This is a genomic window from Pseudomonas sp. PB105 (assembly GCF_009764655.1).
Classification (GTDB): domain Bacteria; phylum Pseudomonadota; class Gammaproteobacteria; order Pseudomonadales; family Pseudomonadaceae; genus Aquipseudomonas; species Aquipseudomonas cyclaminis.
This window is the reverse complement of record NZ_RWIO01000028.1, coordinates 20,703-37,376: the sequence shown is the minus strand read 5'-3', so window position 1 is coordinate 37,376 and position 16,674 is coordinate 20,703. Positions and strand designations below refer to the sequence as shown.

The 16,674-nt window shown below is 60.8% G+C and carries 12 protein-coding genes and 2 tRNA genes; 5 read left to right on the top strand and 9 right to left on the bottom strand.

Going from position 1 to position 16,674, the window contains the following annotated elements:
- Positions 1 to 7: 7 nt before the first annotated feature.
- Positions 8 to 1,207, bottom strand: coding sequence for a CaiB/BaiF CoA-transferase family protein (locus EJD88_RS05710; RefSeq protein WP_158877155.1), 1,200 nt, complete (start codon positions 1,205 to 1,207; stop codon positions 8 to 10).
- Between the two features lie 147 nt (positions 1,208 to 1,354).
- On the opposite strand from EJD88_RS05710, the gene EJD88_RS05705 reads away from it, so the two are divergent.
- Positions 1,355 to 1,897, top strand: coding sequence for a YaeQ family protein (locus EJD88_RS05705; RefSeq protein WP_158877153.1), 543 nt, complete (start codon positions 1,355 to 1,357; stop codon positions 1,895 to 1,897).
- Between the two features lie 98 nt (positions 1,898 to 1,995).
- A complete protein-coding gene (gene recJ, locus EJD88_RS05700; protein ID WP_158877152.1) occupies positions 1,996 to 3,705 on the top strand; it encodes a single-stranded-DNA-specific exonuclease RecJ in 1,710 nt (569 codons plus the stop codon).
- Between the two features lie 62 nt (positions 3,706 to 3,767).
- Here recJ and EJD88_RS05695 read toward each other — a convergent pair whose 3' ends face one another.
- The 4 genes from EJD88_RS05695 to EJD88_RS05680 all read right to left on the bottom strand — a co-directional run bounded on the left by EJD88_RS05695 (position 3,768) and on the right by EJD88_RS05680 (position 8,404).
- On the bottom strand, positions 3,768 to 5,048 hold the full coding sequence (locus EJD88_RS05695; RefSeq protein WP_158877151.1) for a virulence factor family protein: 1,281 nt from the start codon (positions 5,046 to 5,048) through the stop codon (positions 3,768 to 3,770).
- On the bottom strand, positions 5,048 to 7,690 hold the full coding sequence (gene mprF / locus EJD88_RS05690; protein WP_158877150.1) for a bifunctional lysylphosphatidylglycerol flippase/synthetase MprF: 2,643 nt from the start codon (positions 7,688 to 7,690) through the stop codon (positions 5,048 to 5,050). The genes EJD88_RS05695 and mprF overlap by 1 nt, the downstream gene beginning before the upstream one ends.
- Before the next feature lie 266 nt (positions 7,691 to 7,956).
- A tRNA-Met gene (locus EJD88_RS05685) sits at positions 7,957 to 8,033 on the bottom strand.
- A gap of 294 nt (positions 8,034 to 8,327) precedes the next feature.
- Positions 8,328 to 8,404 (bottom strand) — tRNA-Met (locus EJD88_RS05680).
- Between the two features lie 280 nt (positions 8,405 to 8,684).
- Between EJD88_RS05680 and dinB the strand changes: the two genes are divergently transcribed.
- On the top strand, positions 8,685 to 9,743 hold the full coding sequence (gene dinB, locus EJD88_RS05675; protein ID WP_158877149.1) for a DNA polymerase IV: 1,059 nt from the start codon (positions 8,685 to 8,687) through the stop codon (positions 9,741 to 9,743).
- A 68-nt stretch (positions 9,744 to 9,811) separates the two neighbouring features.
- On the opposite strand, the gene EJD88_RS05670 is transcribed toward dinB, so the two are convergent.
- The 4 genes from EJD88_RS05670 to EJD88_RS05655 all read right to left on the bottom strand — a co-directional run bounded on the left by EJD88_RS05670 (position 9,812) and on the right by EJD88_RS05655 (position 14,597).
- Positions 9,812 to 10,765, bottom strand: a complete 954-nt coding sequence (locus EJD88_RS05670) for a hypothetical protein (RefSeq protein WP_099585560.1) — start codon at positions 10,763 to 10,765, stop codon at positions 9,812 to 9,814.
- 20 nt (positions 10,766 to 10,785) lie between these two features.
- Positions 10,786 to 12,501 carry a proline--tRNA ligase gene (locus EJD88_RS05665; RefSeq protein WP_099585559.1) on the bottom strand — a complete coding sequence of 572 codons (1,716 nt, stop codon included), beginning with the start codon at positions 12,499 to 12,501 and terminating at the stop codon, positions 10,786 to 10,788.
- A 205-nt stretch (positions 12,502 to 12,706) separates the two neighbouring features.
- Positions 12,707 to 14,239: an AmpG family muropeptide MFS transporter gene (locus EJD88_RS05660; protein WP_099585558.1), complete on the bottom strand. Its 1,533-nt coding sequence runs from the start codon at positions 14,237 to 14,239 to the stop codon at positions 12,707 to 12,709.
- Positions 14,240 to 14,282: 43 nt separating this feature from the next.
- Positions 14,283 to 14,597, bottom strand: a complete 315-nt coding sequence (locus tag EJD88_RS05655; RefSeq protein ID WP_178117154.1) for an MGMT family protein — start codon at positions 14,595 to 14,597, stop codon at positions 14,283 to 14,285.
- A gap of 193 nt (positions 14,598 to 14,790) precedes the next feature.
- Here EJD88_RS05655 and EJD88_RS05650 point away from each other — a divergent pair, with 193 nt between their 5' ends.
- On the top strand, positions 14,791 to 15,798 hold the full coding sequence (locus tag EJD88_RS05650; protein WP_158877148.1) for a DUF481 domain-containing protein: 1,008 nt from the start codon (positions 14,791 to 14,793) through the stop codon (positions 15,796 to 15,798).
- A gap of 96 nt (positions 15,799 to 15,894) precedes the next feature.
- Complete coding sequence (locus EJD88_RS05645; protein ID WP_158877147.1) at positions 15,895 to 16,626, top strand: HugZ family protein; 732 nt, start codon at positions 15,895 to 15,897, stop codon at positions 16,624 to 16,626.
- The last annotated feature ends 48 nt before the right edge of the window (positions 16,627 to 16,674 follow it).

Below are 16,674 nucleotides of genomic sequence, written 5' to 3'. Positions count from 1 at the left end.
TTGGCCATCAGATCGCCCCTTGCTCACGTAAACGGGTAATGGCCGCGGCGTCGTAGCCCAGTTCGTTGAGCAACACACTGTTGTGTTCGCCCAACTGCGGCCCGACCCACTCGCAACTGCCGGGAGTATCTGACAGCTTGGGCACGATGCCTGGCATTTTGAAGTCCTTGCCGCCTGGCAACCGGGCCTTGAGGAACATCTCTCGCGCCAGGAATTGCGGGTCACCCAGCATGTCCTCGGCACTGTAGATCCGACTGGCGGGCACCTCGGCCTTGTTCAGTCGTTCCACCACCTGCTCCAGTGACAGTGAGCTGACCCAGCGATCAATCACGCCATACAGCTCATCACGGCGGCCATCGCGGCCGTCATTGCTCGCCAACTGCGGGTCGTTCGCCAGGTCTTCACGGCCGATGGCGCTCATGAACCGTTTGAAGATCGCATCCCCATTGGCGCCGATCTGCACATGCTTGCCGTCCGCGCTGGTATGGATCGACGACGGCGTAATGCCGGGCATGATGTTGCCGGTGCGCTCGCGGATAAAGCCGAACACGTCGAACTCGGGGATCATGCTTTCCATCATGGCGAAGATGGCTTCATACAGTGCTACATCCACCACTTGCCCCACGCCGCCATTCACTTCGCGATGACGCAGCGCCATCAGCGCCCCGATCACTGCCCACAAAGCAGCGATAGAGTCGCCAATGGAAATCCCGGTGCGCACCGGCGGGCGGTCCTCGAAACCGGTGATGTAACGCAGCCCGCCCATGGATTCGCCCACGGCGCCAAAGCCCGGCTGATCCTTCATCGGCCCGGTCTGGCCAAAGCCCGAGAGCCGCACCACCACCAGTTTCGGGTTCAGCGCGTGCAGGGTTTCCCAGCTCAGGCCGAGCTTTTCCAGCACGCCGGGGCGAAAGTTCTCGATGAGGATGTCGGCGTCCGCCAGCAGTTGCTTGAGAATCGCCAGCCCGTCCGGATGCTTGAGGTTCAGCGTCAGGGATTTCTTGTTGCGCGCTTGTACGAACCACCACAGCGAGGTGCCCTCGTACAGCTTCCGCCATTTGCGCAGCGGGTCGCCGCCATCCGGGGATTCGACCTTGATCACCTCGGCGCCGAATTCCGCGCAGATACGCGAAGCGAACGGGCCGGCGATCAGGGTGCCGAGTTCGATGACTTTCAGGCCGGCAAGCGGTTTGGCATTAAACGACATGAGGATCCTTGGCTACGCAGAGCGGGTGTGTGAAGCCTTTTAACATAGGCGGGCGGCCAGGGATAAGCATGATGCAGCGCAGGATTCGTTGAATGGCCCCGCCATCGGTTAGACTGGCCGCCTTTCCCTGTCTCTAGAAGCCCGTTCATGGCCCAGCCGTCCACGACCTACAAATTCGAACTCAACCTCACCGACCTTGATCGTTCGGTGTACGAGAGCGTCAAACAGACCATCGCCCGTCACCCTTCGGAAACCGAAGAGCGCATGACCGTGCGCCTGCTGGCCTATGCCCTGTTTTACAACGAGCAATTGGCGTTCGGTCGTGGCTTGTCAGATGTAGACGAACCAGCCCTGTGGGAAAAAAGCCTGGATGATCGGGTTCTGCACTGGATTGAAGTCGGCCAGCCCGATGCTGATCGCCTGACCTGGTGTTCGCGTCGCACCGAACGCACCAGCCTGCTGGCGTATGGCAGCCTGCGTGTGTGGGAAGGCAAAGTGGTGCCGGTGGCGAAAAACCTGAAGAACGTGCACATCGCCGCGGTGCCTCAGGAGATTCTGGAGGTCCTGGCCAAGGACATGCCCCGCGTGATCAAGTGGGACGTGATGATCAGCGAAGGCACGATCTTCGTCACCGATGACCGTGGCCAGCATGAAGTGCAACTGCAATGGCTGGTTGGCGAACGCAATTGAAAAATGTGGGAGCGAGCAAGCCTCCTCCCACAGTGATTTGTGTTGTATGAAGAATTGTCGTTTAACCGTTGTATCCGCAGAGAAGTCATCACCCCCGTATGCGTATCGATCCTCGCCCGTTGCCCGCTGTCCTGCCATTCCTCGGCGATCTGCCGCCGCTGTTGACCCGTCTCTACGCCGCACGCGGTGTGCAGTCCGAGGCCGAGCTGGATAAAGGCCTCGCGCGGTTGATTCCCTATCAGCAGCTCAAGGGTATCGACGCGGCGGTTGATCTGCTGGTGACGGCCCTGGAGCAGCGCCAGCGCATCCTGATCGTTGGCGACTTCGACGCCGATGGCGCCACCGCCAGCACCGTGGGCACTTTGGGCCTGCGTTTGCTCGGTGCGGCCCATGTGGATTACCTGGTGCCCAACCGCTTCGAATACGGCTATGGCCTGACCCCGGAGATTGTCGCCGTGGCATTGCAGCGCGAGCCGCAGTTGCTGATCACCGTGGACAACGGCATCTCCAGCGTCGAAGGCGTGGCGGCGGCGAAGGCGGCGGGGTTGCAGGTGTTGGTCACCGACCACCACTTGCCGGGTGATGAGTTGCCGGCGGCCGATGCCATCGTCAACCCGAATCAGCCAGGTTGTGAGTTTCCCAGCAAGGCCTTGGCTGGCGTGGGCGTGATCTTTTATGTGTTGATGGCCCTGCGCGCACGCCTGCGCGATATGGGCTGGTATGCGAACAAGCCGCAACCGAACATCGGCGATCTGCTTGATCTGGTCGCCCTGGGCAGCGTCGCCGACGTGGTGCCGCTGGACGCCAACAACCGCATCCTGGTGCATCAGGGCCTGGAGCGCATTCGTGCTGGTCGCGCTCGGCCGGGGATCAAGGCGATCCTGGAAGTGGCCAAGCGTGACGCCGCGCGCATCACCTCTACCGACCTGGGCTTTATCGTGGGGCCACGGCTCAATGCCGCCGGGCGCCTGGACGACATGAGCCTGGGCATCGAATGCCTGCTCACCACGGATTTCGCTGCGGCGCGGGAAATGGCAGCGCAACTGGACGGCATGAACCAGGACCGTAAATCCATCGAGCAAGGCATGCAGCGCGAGGCCCTGGCCCAGCTCAAGGACCTGCCGGTGGAATCGATGCCCTACGGTCTGTGCCTGTTCGACCCCGAATGGCATCAGGGCGTGATCGGCATCCTAGCTTCGCGCATGAAAGAGCGCTATTTCCGCCCGACCATCGCCTTCGCCGACGCCGGTGATGGCCTGCTCAAGGGCTCTGGGCGCTCTGTGCCGGGTTTTCACATCCGTGATGCCCTGGCGGTGGTCGCCAGCCAGCATCCCACCCTGATCGCCAAATACGGCGGCCACGCCATGGCGGTGGGTCTGACGTTGCCCGAGGCGAATTTCCCACTGTTTGCCGAAGCCTTTGATGCCGAAGTACGTCGGCAATTGCGTGAAGAAGACCTCACCGGACGCCTGCTGTCCGACGGCACCCTGGCGGTCGAGGAGTTCCACCTGGAGCTGGCCCGCGCCCTGCGGCATGCCGGGCCGTGGGGGCAACACTTTCCCGAGCCGTTGTTTCACGGTGTGTTCCAGCTGGTAGAACAGCGGGTGGTGGGTGAGCGGCACCTGAAGGTGGTGCTCAAGAGCGAATGTGGCTCAGTGAAGCTCGATGGCATTGCCTTTGGGGTGGACCGTGAGGTCTGGCCGAACCCGACCGTACGCTGGGTGGAACTGGCCTACAAGCTGGATGTGAACGAGTTTCGTGGGAATGAAACCGTGCAACTGATGATTGCGCATATCGAGCCGCGCTGAATCTCACTGGCAATGCAAAACAAATGTGGGAGGGGGCTTGCCCCCTCCCACAGTTGGTTTAATTACTCGGCCTTGGCCTGGTGCTTGACGATGATATCCACCAACCGCTGGGCCAGCGCCGGGTAGTTCTCGTCGAAGTGATGCCCACCGGGCAGCTTCAGCGCCTCACCTACGGCTGTCTTGTCGGTGCAGCCACTCTCGTCGACTTCTTCGGCGCCATAGATGCACACCACTTTCTCCGGCGGCAGCTTGGCCATTTCCGGGCCGGTCGCGGCTTCTTTGCCGGCGTTGCCCAGCCAACCTTCCACTTCGATCTCAAAGCTGCCGGTGCGGGCGAAGGCCAGGAGAATGATCGCGTCGACGCGCTGCTGCTCGTTTTCCGGCATGCGGTTGTAGATCGCCGGCAGCACGTCGGCGCCGAACGAATAACCGGTCAGCACGAAGCGCTTGGTGCCCCATTTCTGGCGGTAGTGCTGCATCAGCTCGGTCAGGTCTTTGGCGCTTTGTTCCGGGGTCTTGTGCTGCCAGTAGTAGCGCAGGGTGTCGATGCCGACCACCGGGTAGCCGATCTTGGCCATTTCGCCCGCGACGTCACGGTCCAGATCACGCCAGCCGCCATCACCGGAGAGGAACAGGGTCACAGTGTCCTTGGCCTGGCCTGCCGGGACTTCTACTACGGGAATCGCCAGGCCGCCGTTGTCCGAACCCACCAGTTGCTTACGCAATTCGTTGTTCAGCACCTGCGGGTAGTGAATGTCGTAGTCGCTGATGCTGGTGGTGGCGCGCGGTGTGTCGCGTACGAAACTGGCGCTTTCGTCGTCAGGGTTATCGTTCCACGCGACCAGCCAGTTGCCGTGTGCGGCCGTTTTCGGCAGTGGGTCCTTGCAGCCTTCCTGCACCAGAGCGAAGCCGACGGAGATGGCGTTGGCGTTGTCGTCGTTCTGTGCGGCCAGCCAGCGCCAGGCCAGCGCCGCGCCAGGGCCGATGCCGCTGACCAGGGTCGCCGGGCCTTTGAGCTGGCCCAGGGCGCTTTGCAGCGCTTGTTCCTGCAGCTTGCAGTCATCTTTTGGCAGGATCACCTGGACGATCTGCGCCTTGCCACCCTGGCTCAGGGTGATCAACTGGCTGTCGGTCAGGGTTTCGTCGGCCATCACCGCCACGGCGACGCGGGCTTTGGACGAGCCGGCTGGGGTGACGCGGGTCATCACCGAGCCGTCGGCCTGGGGCAGTTGCTCCAGGGTCGGCTGCGGGGCAGGGCGTTTCAAGTACCAAAAGCTGCCACCCAGGACCAGGGCCAGCAGCACTACAAAGGCCAATACATACCGCCAGGAGCGTCGAATCATCAGCGTTTCACCAATCCAGTCAAGCCGCCCGCGATCAGGGCGGCGGTATCGGCCAGTGCCACCAACGGATCAAGTCCTGCGGGCACGGCCATGTAACGGGGTTCCCAGTCGGGCTGGAACTTGTCTTTGAAGCGGCGCAAACCTTGAAAGTTATACAGTTGCTCACCGCGCCGGAACACCATCGAGCCCAGGCGCTGGGTCAGTGGCGCGCCACGTCGCGGTTGCAGCCCCGACAACGGCACCATGCCGAGGCTGAAACGGGCATAGCCGTGACTCTTATAGTGTTGAATCAGGCCGACCATCATGAATTCCATGGTCAACTTGGGTGCTTCCGGATGGGCACGCATCAGGTCAAGGCTGGCCAGGTCGTGATTGTACGTCTCAAGCAGGTTGGCGAAGGCTACCGGGCGTCCTTCGAAGCGAATGATCGCAATGCGAAAGTGCTTGAGGTAGTCATCACTGAAGCGTCCCAGGGAAAAGCCCTTTTCGCGCACATTCTTACCCGTCAGCCAGGCGTCCGAGATGACTTTTAATTCATCCATCGGCGCCGTACCCGGTTCATGGATCTCCAGGGACAAGCCGTCCCGGGTGCCACGGTTCCAGGTGTAGCGCAGGTCCTTCATCTCTTTGCCCTTGGCTTCCAGGTCAAAGCGTTTCAGGTCGACGCGGGCCTCTTCGCCCAGCTTGATGGCGGTAAGGCCGATGTCCATGTAATACGGCAGGTTCTCTGCCCGCACCTGATAGAACACTGGGCGCGCATGGTGGATATCGCACAGGTCGCGGAACTGCCAGATCATCTCGGCCCGTTGTTGTGTCGGCCCGATCGGGTCGTACAAGGCCACCAGGCTGCGGCCGCGACGGGCATACATCAGGAAGGCTTCGTCGTTGGGGTGGAACAGCAGCGCCTTGTCACCGGTCAGCGCCAGGCCGCCGTCGGGCTGGGACGAGGCCATCAGGATCCTGGAAGCACGCTCCAGCTCATCCGGGGTCGGCAGGTGAATCACCGGGCGTGCGGTGCGCAGCAGCCAGGTCAGCGACACGATCACCAGCAGCACGGCGGCCCCCAGCAATGAGCGCAGGCCGCGTGGGGCGTTGGCGTCGAGGGTGAACTGCCACCACAGTTGATGGCTGTACGGCACATCTTGATAGGCAAACAGCAGCAGCCAGATCGAGGCGCCCAGCACGCAGACGCTGGCCACCAGGTACAGCGGCGAAAACGGCAGTTCGGTCAGGCGGCTGGCGCGGTAGAACGAGCGGCGGAAGATCGCCAGCAGTATCGCGGTCATGGTCATCAGGCTGGCTTCTTCCCAGTCGAAACCCTTGAGCAGCGAAAGCAGGGCGCCCACCAGCAGCAGCACCATGGTCAGCATCCAGGCCGCCGACAGACGTCGACGCAGGCCCTGGGCGAGCAACAGGCACAGCACGCCGATCAGACTGGCACCAAAGTGCGAGGCGTCAATCAGGCGGTGGGGAATCAGGAAGCCGATGTTTTCCAGGCGTGAGTCGATCTCTGGCGTGGCGCCGGAAAACAGCAGGACCACGCCGGACAAAAAAACCAGTACGGCCAACACCGGTGCCGCCAGGCCTGAGGCGACGCGCAGGCTCTGCTGGGTCTGGAACAGCCGCTGCGCTTCGTTGATCAGCAGGAACACGCACGCGATCAGCAGTGGCAGCACCACGTAGATCATGCGATACAGCAGCAGCGCGGCGGCCAGTGGCGCAGCGCCAAGCTTGTCTGCAAACGCGGCGAGCAGGATCGCTTCGAACACCCCGACACCGCCCGGCACATGGCTGAGCACGCCGGCGGCGAGCGCCAGCAGGTACACCAGCAGGAACGGGCCGAAGGGCGGCGCTTCCGGCAGCAGCAGATAAAGGACGGTGGCGGCAGCGGCGACATCCAGCGCAGTGATCACCAGTTGCAGGAACGTCAGGCGCCGGCCGGGCAGGCGCAGGGTGCGACGGCCGACCTTGACCAGCAGATTGTCGGGGTAAGGTTGCTCCGGCAAGCGGCGGCGATAGATACCGATGCACAGCGCGGTCGACAACAGCAGCACGGCACCGGCAATCGCGCCGAGCAAACCTTGCGACAGGTGCAAGTAGGTCGACGCCGCAGGCAGGTTGCTCAGCGTCGCGAGTGCGGCCAGTGGCGGCAGGGCACAACCCAGGGCCAGGCTGGCGAACACGGTCATATGGGCGACTTCCGAAGCCCCGATGCCATGGCGTGCGTATAAACGGTAACGCACCGAACCGCCGGAGAGCATCGACAGGCCAATCGCGTTGCCAATGGCAAAGGCGGTGAAGCCACCATGGGCCAGGGTCTTGGCAGGCAACTTCACTCCGGCGTAGCGCGCCCCGGAAAACTCATAACCCAGCAGAATGATGAATCCTGCAACGGCAGCGGCAAAGGCTCCGAGCAGGGCGGGTTTGGGCACTTCCAGGATCGAGTCGTGGAGGGCGTAGAGATCCAGTTCCAGCAGCAAGTGGCGGCAGGCGATCAGGGCGATGCCGAACAGCAACAGAGTGACCGCCAGCCCGATGGGTTGCCGGTATTTGCTCAACAGATCCAGCCAACGTAAACGGGTGGGAGTGATCGGATGTTCTGCTGTGACGGTGTCTTGTGGTTCAGACGAGTTGGCGCGCATCAATCACCTCGTGGATTGTGCGCGACAGGATGGGGGTATCCAGCCAAGTTACCAATCCCTATGGACAAAATAATCACAAATATTAACGCGGATCACCGAGTGCGGCGACAGCGGCCATTGGTCGTAGAGGAGTAAGCATAGCGTGTGATGAGATGGACTCCACAAACCGTGTACGGTTTCATGAAAGATGCCATGCCATTGTTTCAGAAGAACTTTTTCGTCAGATACAAAAAAGGCCACTCTTTCGAGTAGCCTTTTTTGATGTTTGGTTGCGGGAGCCGGATTTGAACCGACGACCTTCGGGTTATGAGCCCGACGAGCTACCAGACTGCTCCATCCCGCGTCTGTGGGCGGCATTCTACAGCCAAGCGGCGAGGTGTCAACCGTTAATCAACCGATGAGTCAAATAAGTGTGAATTAACTGCCCAGGCAACCTAAGTTCACGATTGAAAACGCTTTTTGGTCGGCGGGCTTGCTGTGGTGAGTGGTCTTGCTGTGGTGAGCGGGCTTGCTGTGGTGAGCGGGCTTGCCCCGCGCCGGGCTGCGAAGCAGCCCATAGTGAAGTTCACGCGATCCCCGATTGAAAAACAGCCACGCACAAAAAAGGCCACTCTTTCGAGTAGCCTTTTTTGATGTTTGGTTGCGGGAGCCGGATTTGAACCGACGACCTTCGGGTTATGAGCCCGACGAGCTACCAGACTGCTCCATCCCGCGTCTGTGTGTCGGCATTCTACAGAGGATCGCGAGTGTGTCAACCCGCGATTCGAAGAAAAGCGCTTGCGGTTCAATCGGTTAGCTCTCCATATGGGCGTATATGGGCTGCGCGGGCCAGTCGGGCCAAGGGTTTGGGCTCTATCGGGATGCTGATTTCGATTGAGAAAATAAATTCATCTGTGAAATTTCCTACCGCTCAGGCGGAAGATTCAAACTACTGGTGCTATATACAGGGGTGAGTGCGATACTGCCCGCCCGTTGGATTTCACCCCTTCTATATATGACGCAGCGCAAAATCATCCACGTCGACTGTGATTGCTTCTACGCCGCCATCGAGATGCGCGATAACCCGAGCCTGGCGCAAAAGCCTCTGGCGGTGGGCGGCTCGGCGGACCGACGGGGCGTGATCGCTACGTGCAATTACGAGGCGCGGGCGTATGGCGTGCGTTCGGCCATGTCGTCGCGTCATGCCTTGAAGCTCTGCCCGGACCTGACCATCGTCAAGCCGCGTATGGATGCCTATAAGGAAGCGTCGAAGGAAATCCAGACGATCTTTCGCGACTACACCGACCTGATCGAGCCATTGTCCTTGGATGAGGCCTATCTGGACGTGTCCGACAGCCCACATTTTGGCGGCAGCGCCACGCGCATCGCCCAGGATATTCGCCGTCGCGTGTCCAACCAGTTGCATATCACCGTGTCGGCAGGCGTGGCGCCGAACAAATTTCTGGCCAAGATCGCCAGCGACTGGAAAAAGCCCAACGGCCTGTTCGTGATTACGCCGGACCAGGTCGAGGATTTTGTCTCTCAGTTGCGCGTCAGCAAGTTGCACGGCGTGGGCAAGGTCACGGCCGACAAGCTGGCACGTTTGGGTATTGAAGACTGCCTGCAACTGCGCGAGTGGAACAAGCTGGCGCTGGTGCGCGAATTCGGCAGTTTTGGTGAGCGGCTTTGGAACCTGGCCCGTGGGATTGACGAGCGCATTGTGCAGAACGACAACCGTCGGCAATCGATCAGTGTGGAAAATACCTACGATGTGGACCTGCCGGATCTCTCAAGCTGCCTGGAAAAACTCCCTGAGCTGATGGAAACCCTGGCGGGGCGCATGGCGCGCATCGACAGCAGTTACCGTGCGGGCAAGCCATTCGTTAAGGTGAAGTTTCATGACTTTACCCAAACGACCTTGGAGCAGGCCGGGGCGGGCCGGGATCTGGAGAGTTATCAACAGCTGATGACCCAGGCGTTTAATCGCGGAGGGAAACCGGTGCGGTTGCTGGGAATTGGGGTGCGGTTGCTGGATTTGAGCAATGGCAATGAACAGCTGGAGTTCTCCTGGTAGCAACCGTGAGCAAAATGTGGGAGGGGGCAAGCCTGCTCCCACATTTGGATCTTCACATGGCCTAAGGCTTAGCGTGCGCCGGGATCTGCCACCAGTCGCCCTGCATCCTTGGTCAACGCCTGCAGAAATTCCTGCTGCAACTCTGGATCATTGCGGGTCAGTTCGATCAGGCTTTGTTCCAGTTCACTGGCTTCTTCTTCCAGGCCCAGCTCCGACAGGCGCTTGACCCGGTGCACCCACTGGCTGACTTCGTCATCTTCCAGGTCGTCGTAGATCAGACCGTGGGCTTCCAGCAGCTTGCCACGCAAGGTGCTGCTGATGGCCAGGGTCGAGTCCGAATGCACGTCGTCCTGGCCATCTTCCACGCTGATCTTCAAGGTCGTGACGCGGTTCAGGTCTTGCTCGGCAAACGGGCTGTCCAACAGGTTCAGGCGCAGCACGCCGTTGCGGTCGGTGGTCAGCTCGTGGATCTTTTTGCCGGCAGTCACCTGTACCGGTCGTTCGCTCCAAGGCAAGCTCGAATACTCCACACGTTTATCACGCTGGACTTCATCGATACCCGCCAGGTTCTGTTGCGCGCGGCCGTGGGATTGCACGTTCATGAACGGGTTGAGGCCGTCCACGCCGTAGCTCAGCCAGTCGTGGGTCATGCTGGTCGGCAAGTTGCCGAGGGCGAAGATATTCGCCACGTTGGCACCCGCGCCCGCCACCAAAGCCACCGCACCCAGGGGCAGCTCATAGAGTTTGCGCCAGGGCTGGTAGGGCGTGTAGCGGTCGTAACGACGGGTGACTTCGAACTCGGTGACCTCGAAGGTCTTCTGCTCGTGAATGCGAACCCGGCGTTGCGGCAGCTCCAGCACTTTAGGCTCGCCTACATCGATCTGCAGGCTGTGGTCGAGCAACTTACGCTCGACCCGCTCCTCGTGCTCACTGCGTTGTGACATCTGGTTGGCGCAGCCGCTGACCAGCAGGGCGCCGCACAAGGCGGCGCCCCCCAGGGCTCTGGTGTTTCGCTTGAACATGACTTCTCTTGATCTGGTTTTCAGCGACGAATACGCGCCTGAAGGAAAGACAGCACGTCAGCCACCGGCAACGGTTGGGCTTCGGCTTCGGTCCGGCTCTTGTATTCCAGGTTGCCATCGGCCAGGCCGCGGTCACTGACCACGATCCGGTGCGGGATGCCAATCAGCTCCATGTCGGCGAACTTGATGCCCGGGCTGGTTTTCTTGTCCCGGTCATCGAGCAACACTTCAAAACCGGCGGCCGTCAGTTCGGCATACAGTTTGTCGGTGGCTTCGCGTACTTGCTCGGTTTCATAACGCAGCGGTACCAGGGCGATCTGGAACGGCGCCAGGGTGTCGCTCCAGATGATGCCTTTCTCGTCGTTGTTCTGCTCGATGGCAGCTGCAACCACGCGGGATACGCCGATGCCGTAGCAGCCCATGTCCAGGGTGATCGGCTTGCCGTTCTCGCCCAGCACTTCGCACTTCATCGCCTTGCTGTACTTGTTACCCAGCTGGAAGATGTGCCCGACTTCGATACCGCGCTTGATTTCCAGGGTGCCCTTGCCATCCGGGCTCGGGTCGCCTGCAACCACGTTGCGCAGGTCGGCCACGGTCGGAACCGGCAGGTCACGTTCCCAGTTCACGCCGAAGTAGTGCTTGTCGTCGATGTTCGCGCCGATGCCGAAGTCGCTCATCAGCTCGACCGAACGGTCGATGATGATCGGCAGCGGCAGGTTCAACGGGCCGAGGGAGCCGGCGCCGGCGCCAATGGCGTTGCGCAGTTCGTCATCGGTGGCCATGACCAGCGGGCTGGCTACGCCAGGTTGCTGGGCAGCCTTGATTTCGTTGAGTTCGTGGTCGCCACGGATCACCAGGGCGATCAGCTTGCCTTCTTCCTCGGCGCGCACGATCAGGGTCTTGATGGTCTTTTCAATCGGCAGATTGAATTTTTCCACCAGGGCCGCGATGGTCTTGGTCTCTGGCGTGTCCACCAGGCGCAGCTCTTCAGCCGGTGCTGCACGCGAGGTTTCACGCGGCACGGCTTCGGCTTTCTCGATGTTCGCCGCGTAGTCGGAACCGTTGCTGAACGCGATATCGTCTTCGCCGGACTCAGCCAGTACGTGGAACTCGTGGGAACCAGCACCGCCGATGGAGCCGTTGTCCGCTTCAACCGCGCGGAACTTCAGGCCCAGGCGCGTGAACACGTTGCAGTAGGCCTGGTGCATGCGGTCGTAGGTGGCCTGCAGCGATGCCTGGTCAGCGTGGAACGAATAGGCGTCCTTCATGATGAATTCGCGGCCGCGCATCAAACCGAAGCGTGGGCGGATTTCATCACGGAATTTGGTCTGGATCTGATACAGGTTCAGCGGCAGCTGCTTGTAGCTGCTCAGCTCGTTGCGCATCAGGTCGGTGATCACTTCTTCGTGGGTCGGGCCGGCGCAGAAGTCGCGGCCGTGACGGTCCTTGAAGCGCAGCAACTCAGGGCCGTACTCTTCCCAGCGCCCGGATTCCTGCCACAGCTCAGCCGGTTGTGTGCTCGGCATCAACACTTCGAGAGAGCCGGCGGCGTTCATTTCTTCACGAACGATGGCTTCGACCTTGCGCATCACCTTCAAGCCCATGGGCAGCCAGGTGTACAGGCCGGAGGCCAGTTTGCGGATCATGCCGGCGCGCAGCATCAGCTGATGGCTGATCACAACCGCGTCGGAAGGCGTTTCTTTCTGTGTGGCGAGCAAATATTGACTGGTACGCATGGTAGGCCGTTGTCGGTTGCTTGGACTTGAAATGACTTGGGATTGTACGGGCGCAAACTGCTGGAGTACAGGCATCAGAATGCAGAGGGGTGTGCAGGCTAATGTGGGAGGGGGCTTGCCCCCGATTGCGGTGTGTCAGCTATGTATAAGCTGACTGACACTCTGCCATCGGTGGCAAACCCCCTCGCACATTGTCCGGCTGGTGTCAGTCTTCCTGCGGGGGATTCAACCGAATCCGCCGATTTTCCTGATACCAGTGCAGCGCAATCAGCAGCAGCGTCGGCACGCCCAGCATGCAGGTGATCAGGAAGAAGTTGTGGTACCCGAACTTCTCAACCATCACCCCCGAATACCCACCGATCAGGCGCGGCAGCAGCAGCATGATCGAACTGAGCAGCGCATATTGGGTGGCGGAAAACTTGAGGTTGGTCAGGCTCGACAGATAGGCCACAAACGCCGACGTGGCGAGGCCGGAGCTGAAGTTATCCAGGGAGATGGTAAAGATCAGCATCTGCAGGTCCGGGCCCATGTCGGCGAGCATCACGAACAGCAGGTTGGTACCGGCCGACGCCACGCCGCCGATGAACAGGATCGGCAGGATGCCGAAACGCACAATCAGCAGGCCGCCCATGCCGGCGCCGAGCAGGGTCATGATCAGGCCGAAGATCTTGCTGACCCCGGCGATCTGGTCCTTGGTGAAGCCCTGGTCGATATAGAACACGTTGGCCATCACGCCCATCACCGTGTCGGACATGCGATAGGTGGCGATCAGTCCGAGCAACAGCAATGCCTGCCAGCGGTAGCGCAGGATAAAGTCGTTGACCGGCGTGAGCACGGGCGCCAGGCCGCGACGGCCCATGGTCGAGAGGCACAGGGCGGTGAGGGTGATATAGAGAATGGCACGCAGGAATGCGCGGTCTTCCATCAGCAGGTCCCACACGCTGGTGTCGTGGAACAGCACGCTAGCGAAGTCGGTGTTGTACAGCTGGGTAAACATGGCGGGTACGGACACCAGCAGCACGATCAGCACAAACACCGACATCAGTTGATGCATGAAGCTGTAGCGCCCGGCCTGCAACTGGGTGCGCAGTGGCACATTCGGTTCGCGCATGAACAGGGTGGTCAGCAGCGCGGGGACCATCAGCACGCCGAACAGCACATAGGTGCCAGTCCACGCCGAGTGTTTATAGTTGAAACCGGTGGAGCCGAAGCCTTCGGCAAAGAACAGCGCGCCCGCCGTGGCCAGCAGGGCGGCGATGCGGTAGCCGGACATATAGCTGGCGGCCAGTGCGGCCTGGCGGCTGTCGTCGGCGATTTCCAGGCGATAGGCGTCGACCGCGATGTCCTGGGTGGCGGACGCGAAGGCAACGACGACGGCAATCGCGATCAGCCAGGACAAGTGTTTCTGCGGGTCGCAGAAACCCATGCCAATCAATCCGAGGATCACCAGCGATTGGGCCAATACCAACCAGGAACGACGCCGTCCAAGTTTGCCGAGCAGCGGCAGGCGCCATTGGTCGAGCAGCGGCGACCAGACCCACTTGAAGGCGTACGCCAGGCCGATCAGGCTCGCGTAGCCAATGGTCTCGCGGGCCACACCGGCCTCGCGCAACCACACCGAAAGCGTCGAGAACACCAACATGTAAGGCAGGCCGGCGGCAAAGCCGAGCAACAACAGGACTAACGTCGAGGGGCTGGCATAGGCGGCGAGCGCGGCGCGCCAGGTTTTACGGGGCATGGGCTGGAGTCTGCCTCAGGTTCGCGGAAACAAAGCGCGCACTCTAACCGCTGTGCTCTACCGGGCGCCAGCCATGGCGCTGAATATCCACGCGATTATTGCGGACAGTCACGCCTTCATCGCGCAAACGCGCGCGCTGCTCGTCGCCCGAGACGCTGCCCACCGGCAGACTTATCCGACCACCGGCACCCAGCACGCGGTGCCAGGGCAATGTGGTGCCTTCGGGAAGCTGGCTCAAGGTGCGTCCCACCCAGCGGGCGGCGCGTCCCAAGCCCGCCAGTTGCGCCAGCTCGCCGTAGCTCACCACGCAGCCGGCGGGGACTTGCGCCAAGGTCAGGTACAGCGCGGTGCGGCGCATCTCGGCGGGGCTTTGCGGGGTGTCGGCAGAGAGGTTCACTGAGCAGCTATCCGTTGAAATCGTCTGTCTATCTGTAAGAAACGTCTGTAAACATGGCGATGAGAATTGAACTCAACACAAAACCTTGAGTCAGTCCTAGCTATCTAACACGATAACCGCCCCTTTTCGCCAACCCTGAGCTCCTTATCCGCTTATGTTGTCCAGAACCCTGCTGTGCCTCGCTGTCCTCAGTGCCTCCACGCCCTTGCTTGCCGATACGGTCTGGTTGAAAAACGGTGACCGCCTGACCGGCAAAATCAAGGTCTTCGACGGTGGCAAATTACTGATCCAGACTGACTATGCCGGCGCCATCCCGGTGGACTGGAAGCAGGTCAAGACCCTGGAAAGCGACCAGGAATTGCTGGTCAAGCAGGACGCCTACACCGGCGAAAAGGCGAAATCCCTGAAGGCCGCAGACGATGGCAAAGTGGTGTTGGCCAATGGCGAGGCGCCGAAGATTGTTGACCTGGCCAGCATCCAGCAGATCATCAAGCCAAAGCCTGTGATCGAAGACCTGGTGTGGAAGGGTAATGTCGACCTGGCGCTGGACTACAAGCGTGCCGAGAACGACACCAACGACTACGACATCGACTTCAAGACCACGGCGCGTCATGGCCAATGGCGTCACACCGGCCAGGGCGAATACAACCGCGAGTTTCAGGACGATGTCACCACCACGGACAACTGGGCCCTGGAATACGACCTGGACCGATTCCTCACCGAGCACTGGTTCTGGCAGGGGCGCCTGACCTACAAGCGCGACAAGGTTGAAGACCTCGCGCGCCAACGCACAGTCGGTACCGGCCCGGGATATCAGTTCTGGGATGATGAGCTGGGCGCGTTCTCCCTTGGCTCGCTGGTCAACCGCACCGACTATGAATACGCCACGGGCGGCAAGGACAATTTCTACTCGGTGGCCATGAAGTGGAATTACAACCGCTATCTGGTGGGCAAGACAGTCGAGTTCTTTACCACCGGTGAATTGGGCCGTCCTATCGACGGGCCTGTGGATTATTCCCTGGATGCCGAGATGGGCCTGCGCTACAAGGTCACCGAATGGGCTTCCCTCAATCTCAAGGCCGAGCGCGACGTCATCAGTGGCGATTCGGAAAGCAGCTTGAGCAAGACCCGCTACACCGCAGGCTTCGGCGTGGCCTGGTAACACAGAGCCGCTGGCAACCTGCGCGTATATTGATTACCTTGTGTTGAGATCCATTCCCATATGCTGTGGGCGGCTGAATACCCGAGGAGTCATACGTTGAGCGCGCACGTTGCCAAGAACGCCCGAGAGCTGTTGCTCAAGGAATACCGTGGGGCTCTCGCCACACAATCCAAAGCCATGCCAGGATTCCCCTTCGGCTCGGTCGTGCCGTACTGCCTGGACGAGCAGGGCCGCCCACTGATCCTGATCAGCCGTATTGCCCAGCACACCCACAACCTGCAAAAAGACCCGAAGTGCTCGCTGCTGGTAGGCGAACGCGAGGCCGATGATGTGCAGGCAGTGGGGCGCCTGACCTACCTGGCCGAAGCCGAGAAGCTGGAGGAGGGAGCCGCCATCGAAGCCGCCGCCGAACGCTATTACCGCTACTTCCCCGATTCCGCCAACTACCACAAGGCCCATGACTTTGACTTCTGGGTGCTCAAGCCGGTGCGCCACCGTTACATCGGCGGCTTTGGCGCGATTCACTGGGTCGATCAGTTGAACCTGGCCAATCCATTCGCGGGCAAGGCCGAGCGCAGCATGATCGAACACATGAACAGCGATCACACCCAGGCTATCACCCATTACGTTCAGCTTGCCGGCCTGCCGACTTCCAAGCCCGCGCAACTGGCCGGCATCGACAGCGAAGGCATGCACCTGCGTATCGGCCAATCCTTGCACTGGCTGCCGTTTGCCGAGTCTTGCAACACGCCGACACAAGTGCGCGAAGCCTTGGTTTCACTGGCTCACGCCGACGTCTGGCCGAAAAAAGCCGCGGCTGACGCTTGAATTCACATAATGGCGACGTCATCTAAGGTGGACTGGCAAGGCATTCTT

What these genes read in the sequence shown, in the direction of transcription:
- dinB (WP_158877149.1), top strand. Translation starts at nt 8,685, where the DNA reads ATGACGCAGCGCAAAATCATCCACGTCGACTGTGATTGCTTCTACGCC.
- EJD88_RS05650 (WP_158877148.1), top strand. Translation starts at nt 14,791, where the DNA reads ATGTTGTCCAGAACCCTGCTGTGCCTCGCTGTCCTCAGTGCCTCCACG.
- EJD88_RS05665 (WP_099585559.1), bottom strand. Translation starts at nt 12,501, where the DNA reads ATGCGTACCAGTCAATATTTGCTCGCCACACAGAAAGAAACGCCTTCC.
- EJD88_RS05670 (WP_099585560.1), bottom strand. Translation starts at nt 10,765, where the DNA reads ATGTTCAAGCGAAACACCAGAGCCCTGGGGGGCGCCGCCTTGTGCGGC.
- EJD88_RS05710 (WP_158877155.1), bottom strand. Translation starts at nt 1,207, where the DNA reads ATGTCGTTTAATGCCAAACCGCTTGCCGGCCTGAAAGTCATCGAACTC.
- recJ (WP_158877152.1), top strand. Translation starts at nt 1,996, where the DNA reads ATGCGTATCGATCCTCGCCCGTTGCCCGCTGTCCTGCCATTCCTCGGC.
- EJD88_RS05660 (WP_099585558.1), bottom strand. Translation starts at nt 14,239, where the DNA reads ATGCCCCGTAAAACCTGGCGCGCCGCGCTCGCCGCCTATGCCAGCCCC.
- mprF (WP_158877150.1), bottom strand. Translation starts at nt 7,690, where the DNA reads ATGCGCGCCAACTCGTCTGAACCACAAGACACCGTCACAGCAGAACAT.
- EJD88_RS05695 (WP_158877151.1), bottom strand. Translation starts at nt 5,048, where the DNA reads ATGATTCGACGCTCCTGGCGGTATGTATTGGCCTTTGTAGTGCTGCTG.
- EJD88_RS05655 (WP_178117154.1), bottom strand. Translation starts at nt 14,597, where the DNA reads ATGCGCCGCACCGCGCTGTACCTGACCTTGGCGCAAGTCCCCGCCGGC.
- EJD88_RS05705 (WP_158877153.1), top strand. Translation starts at nt 1,355, where the DNA reads ATGGCCCAGCCGTCCACGACCTACAAATTCGAACTCAACCTCACCGAC.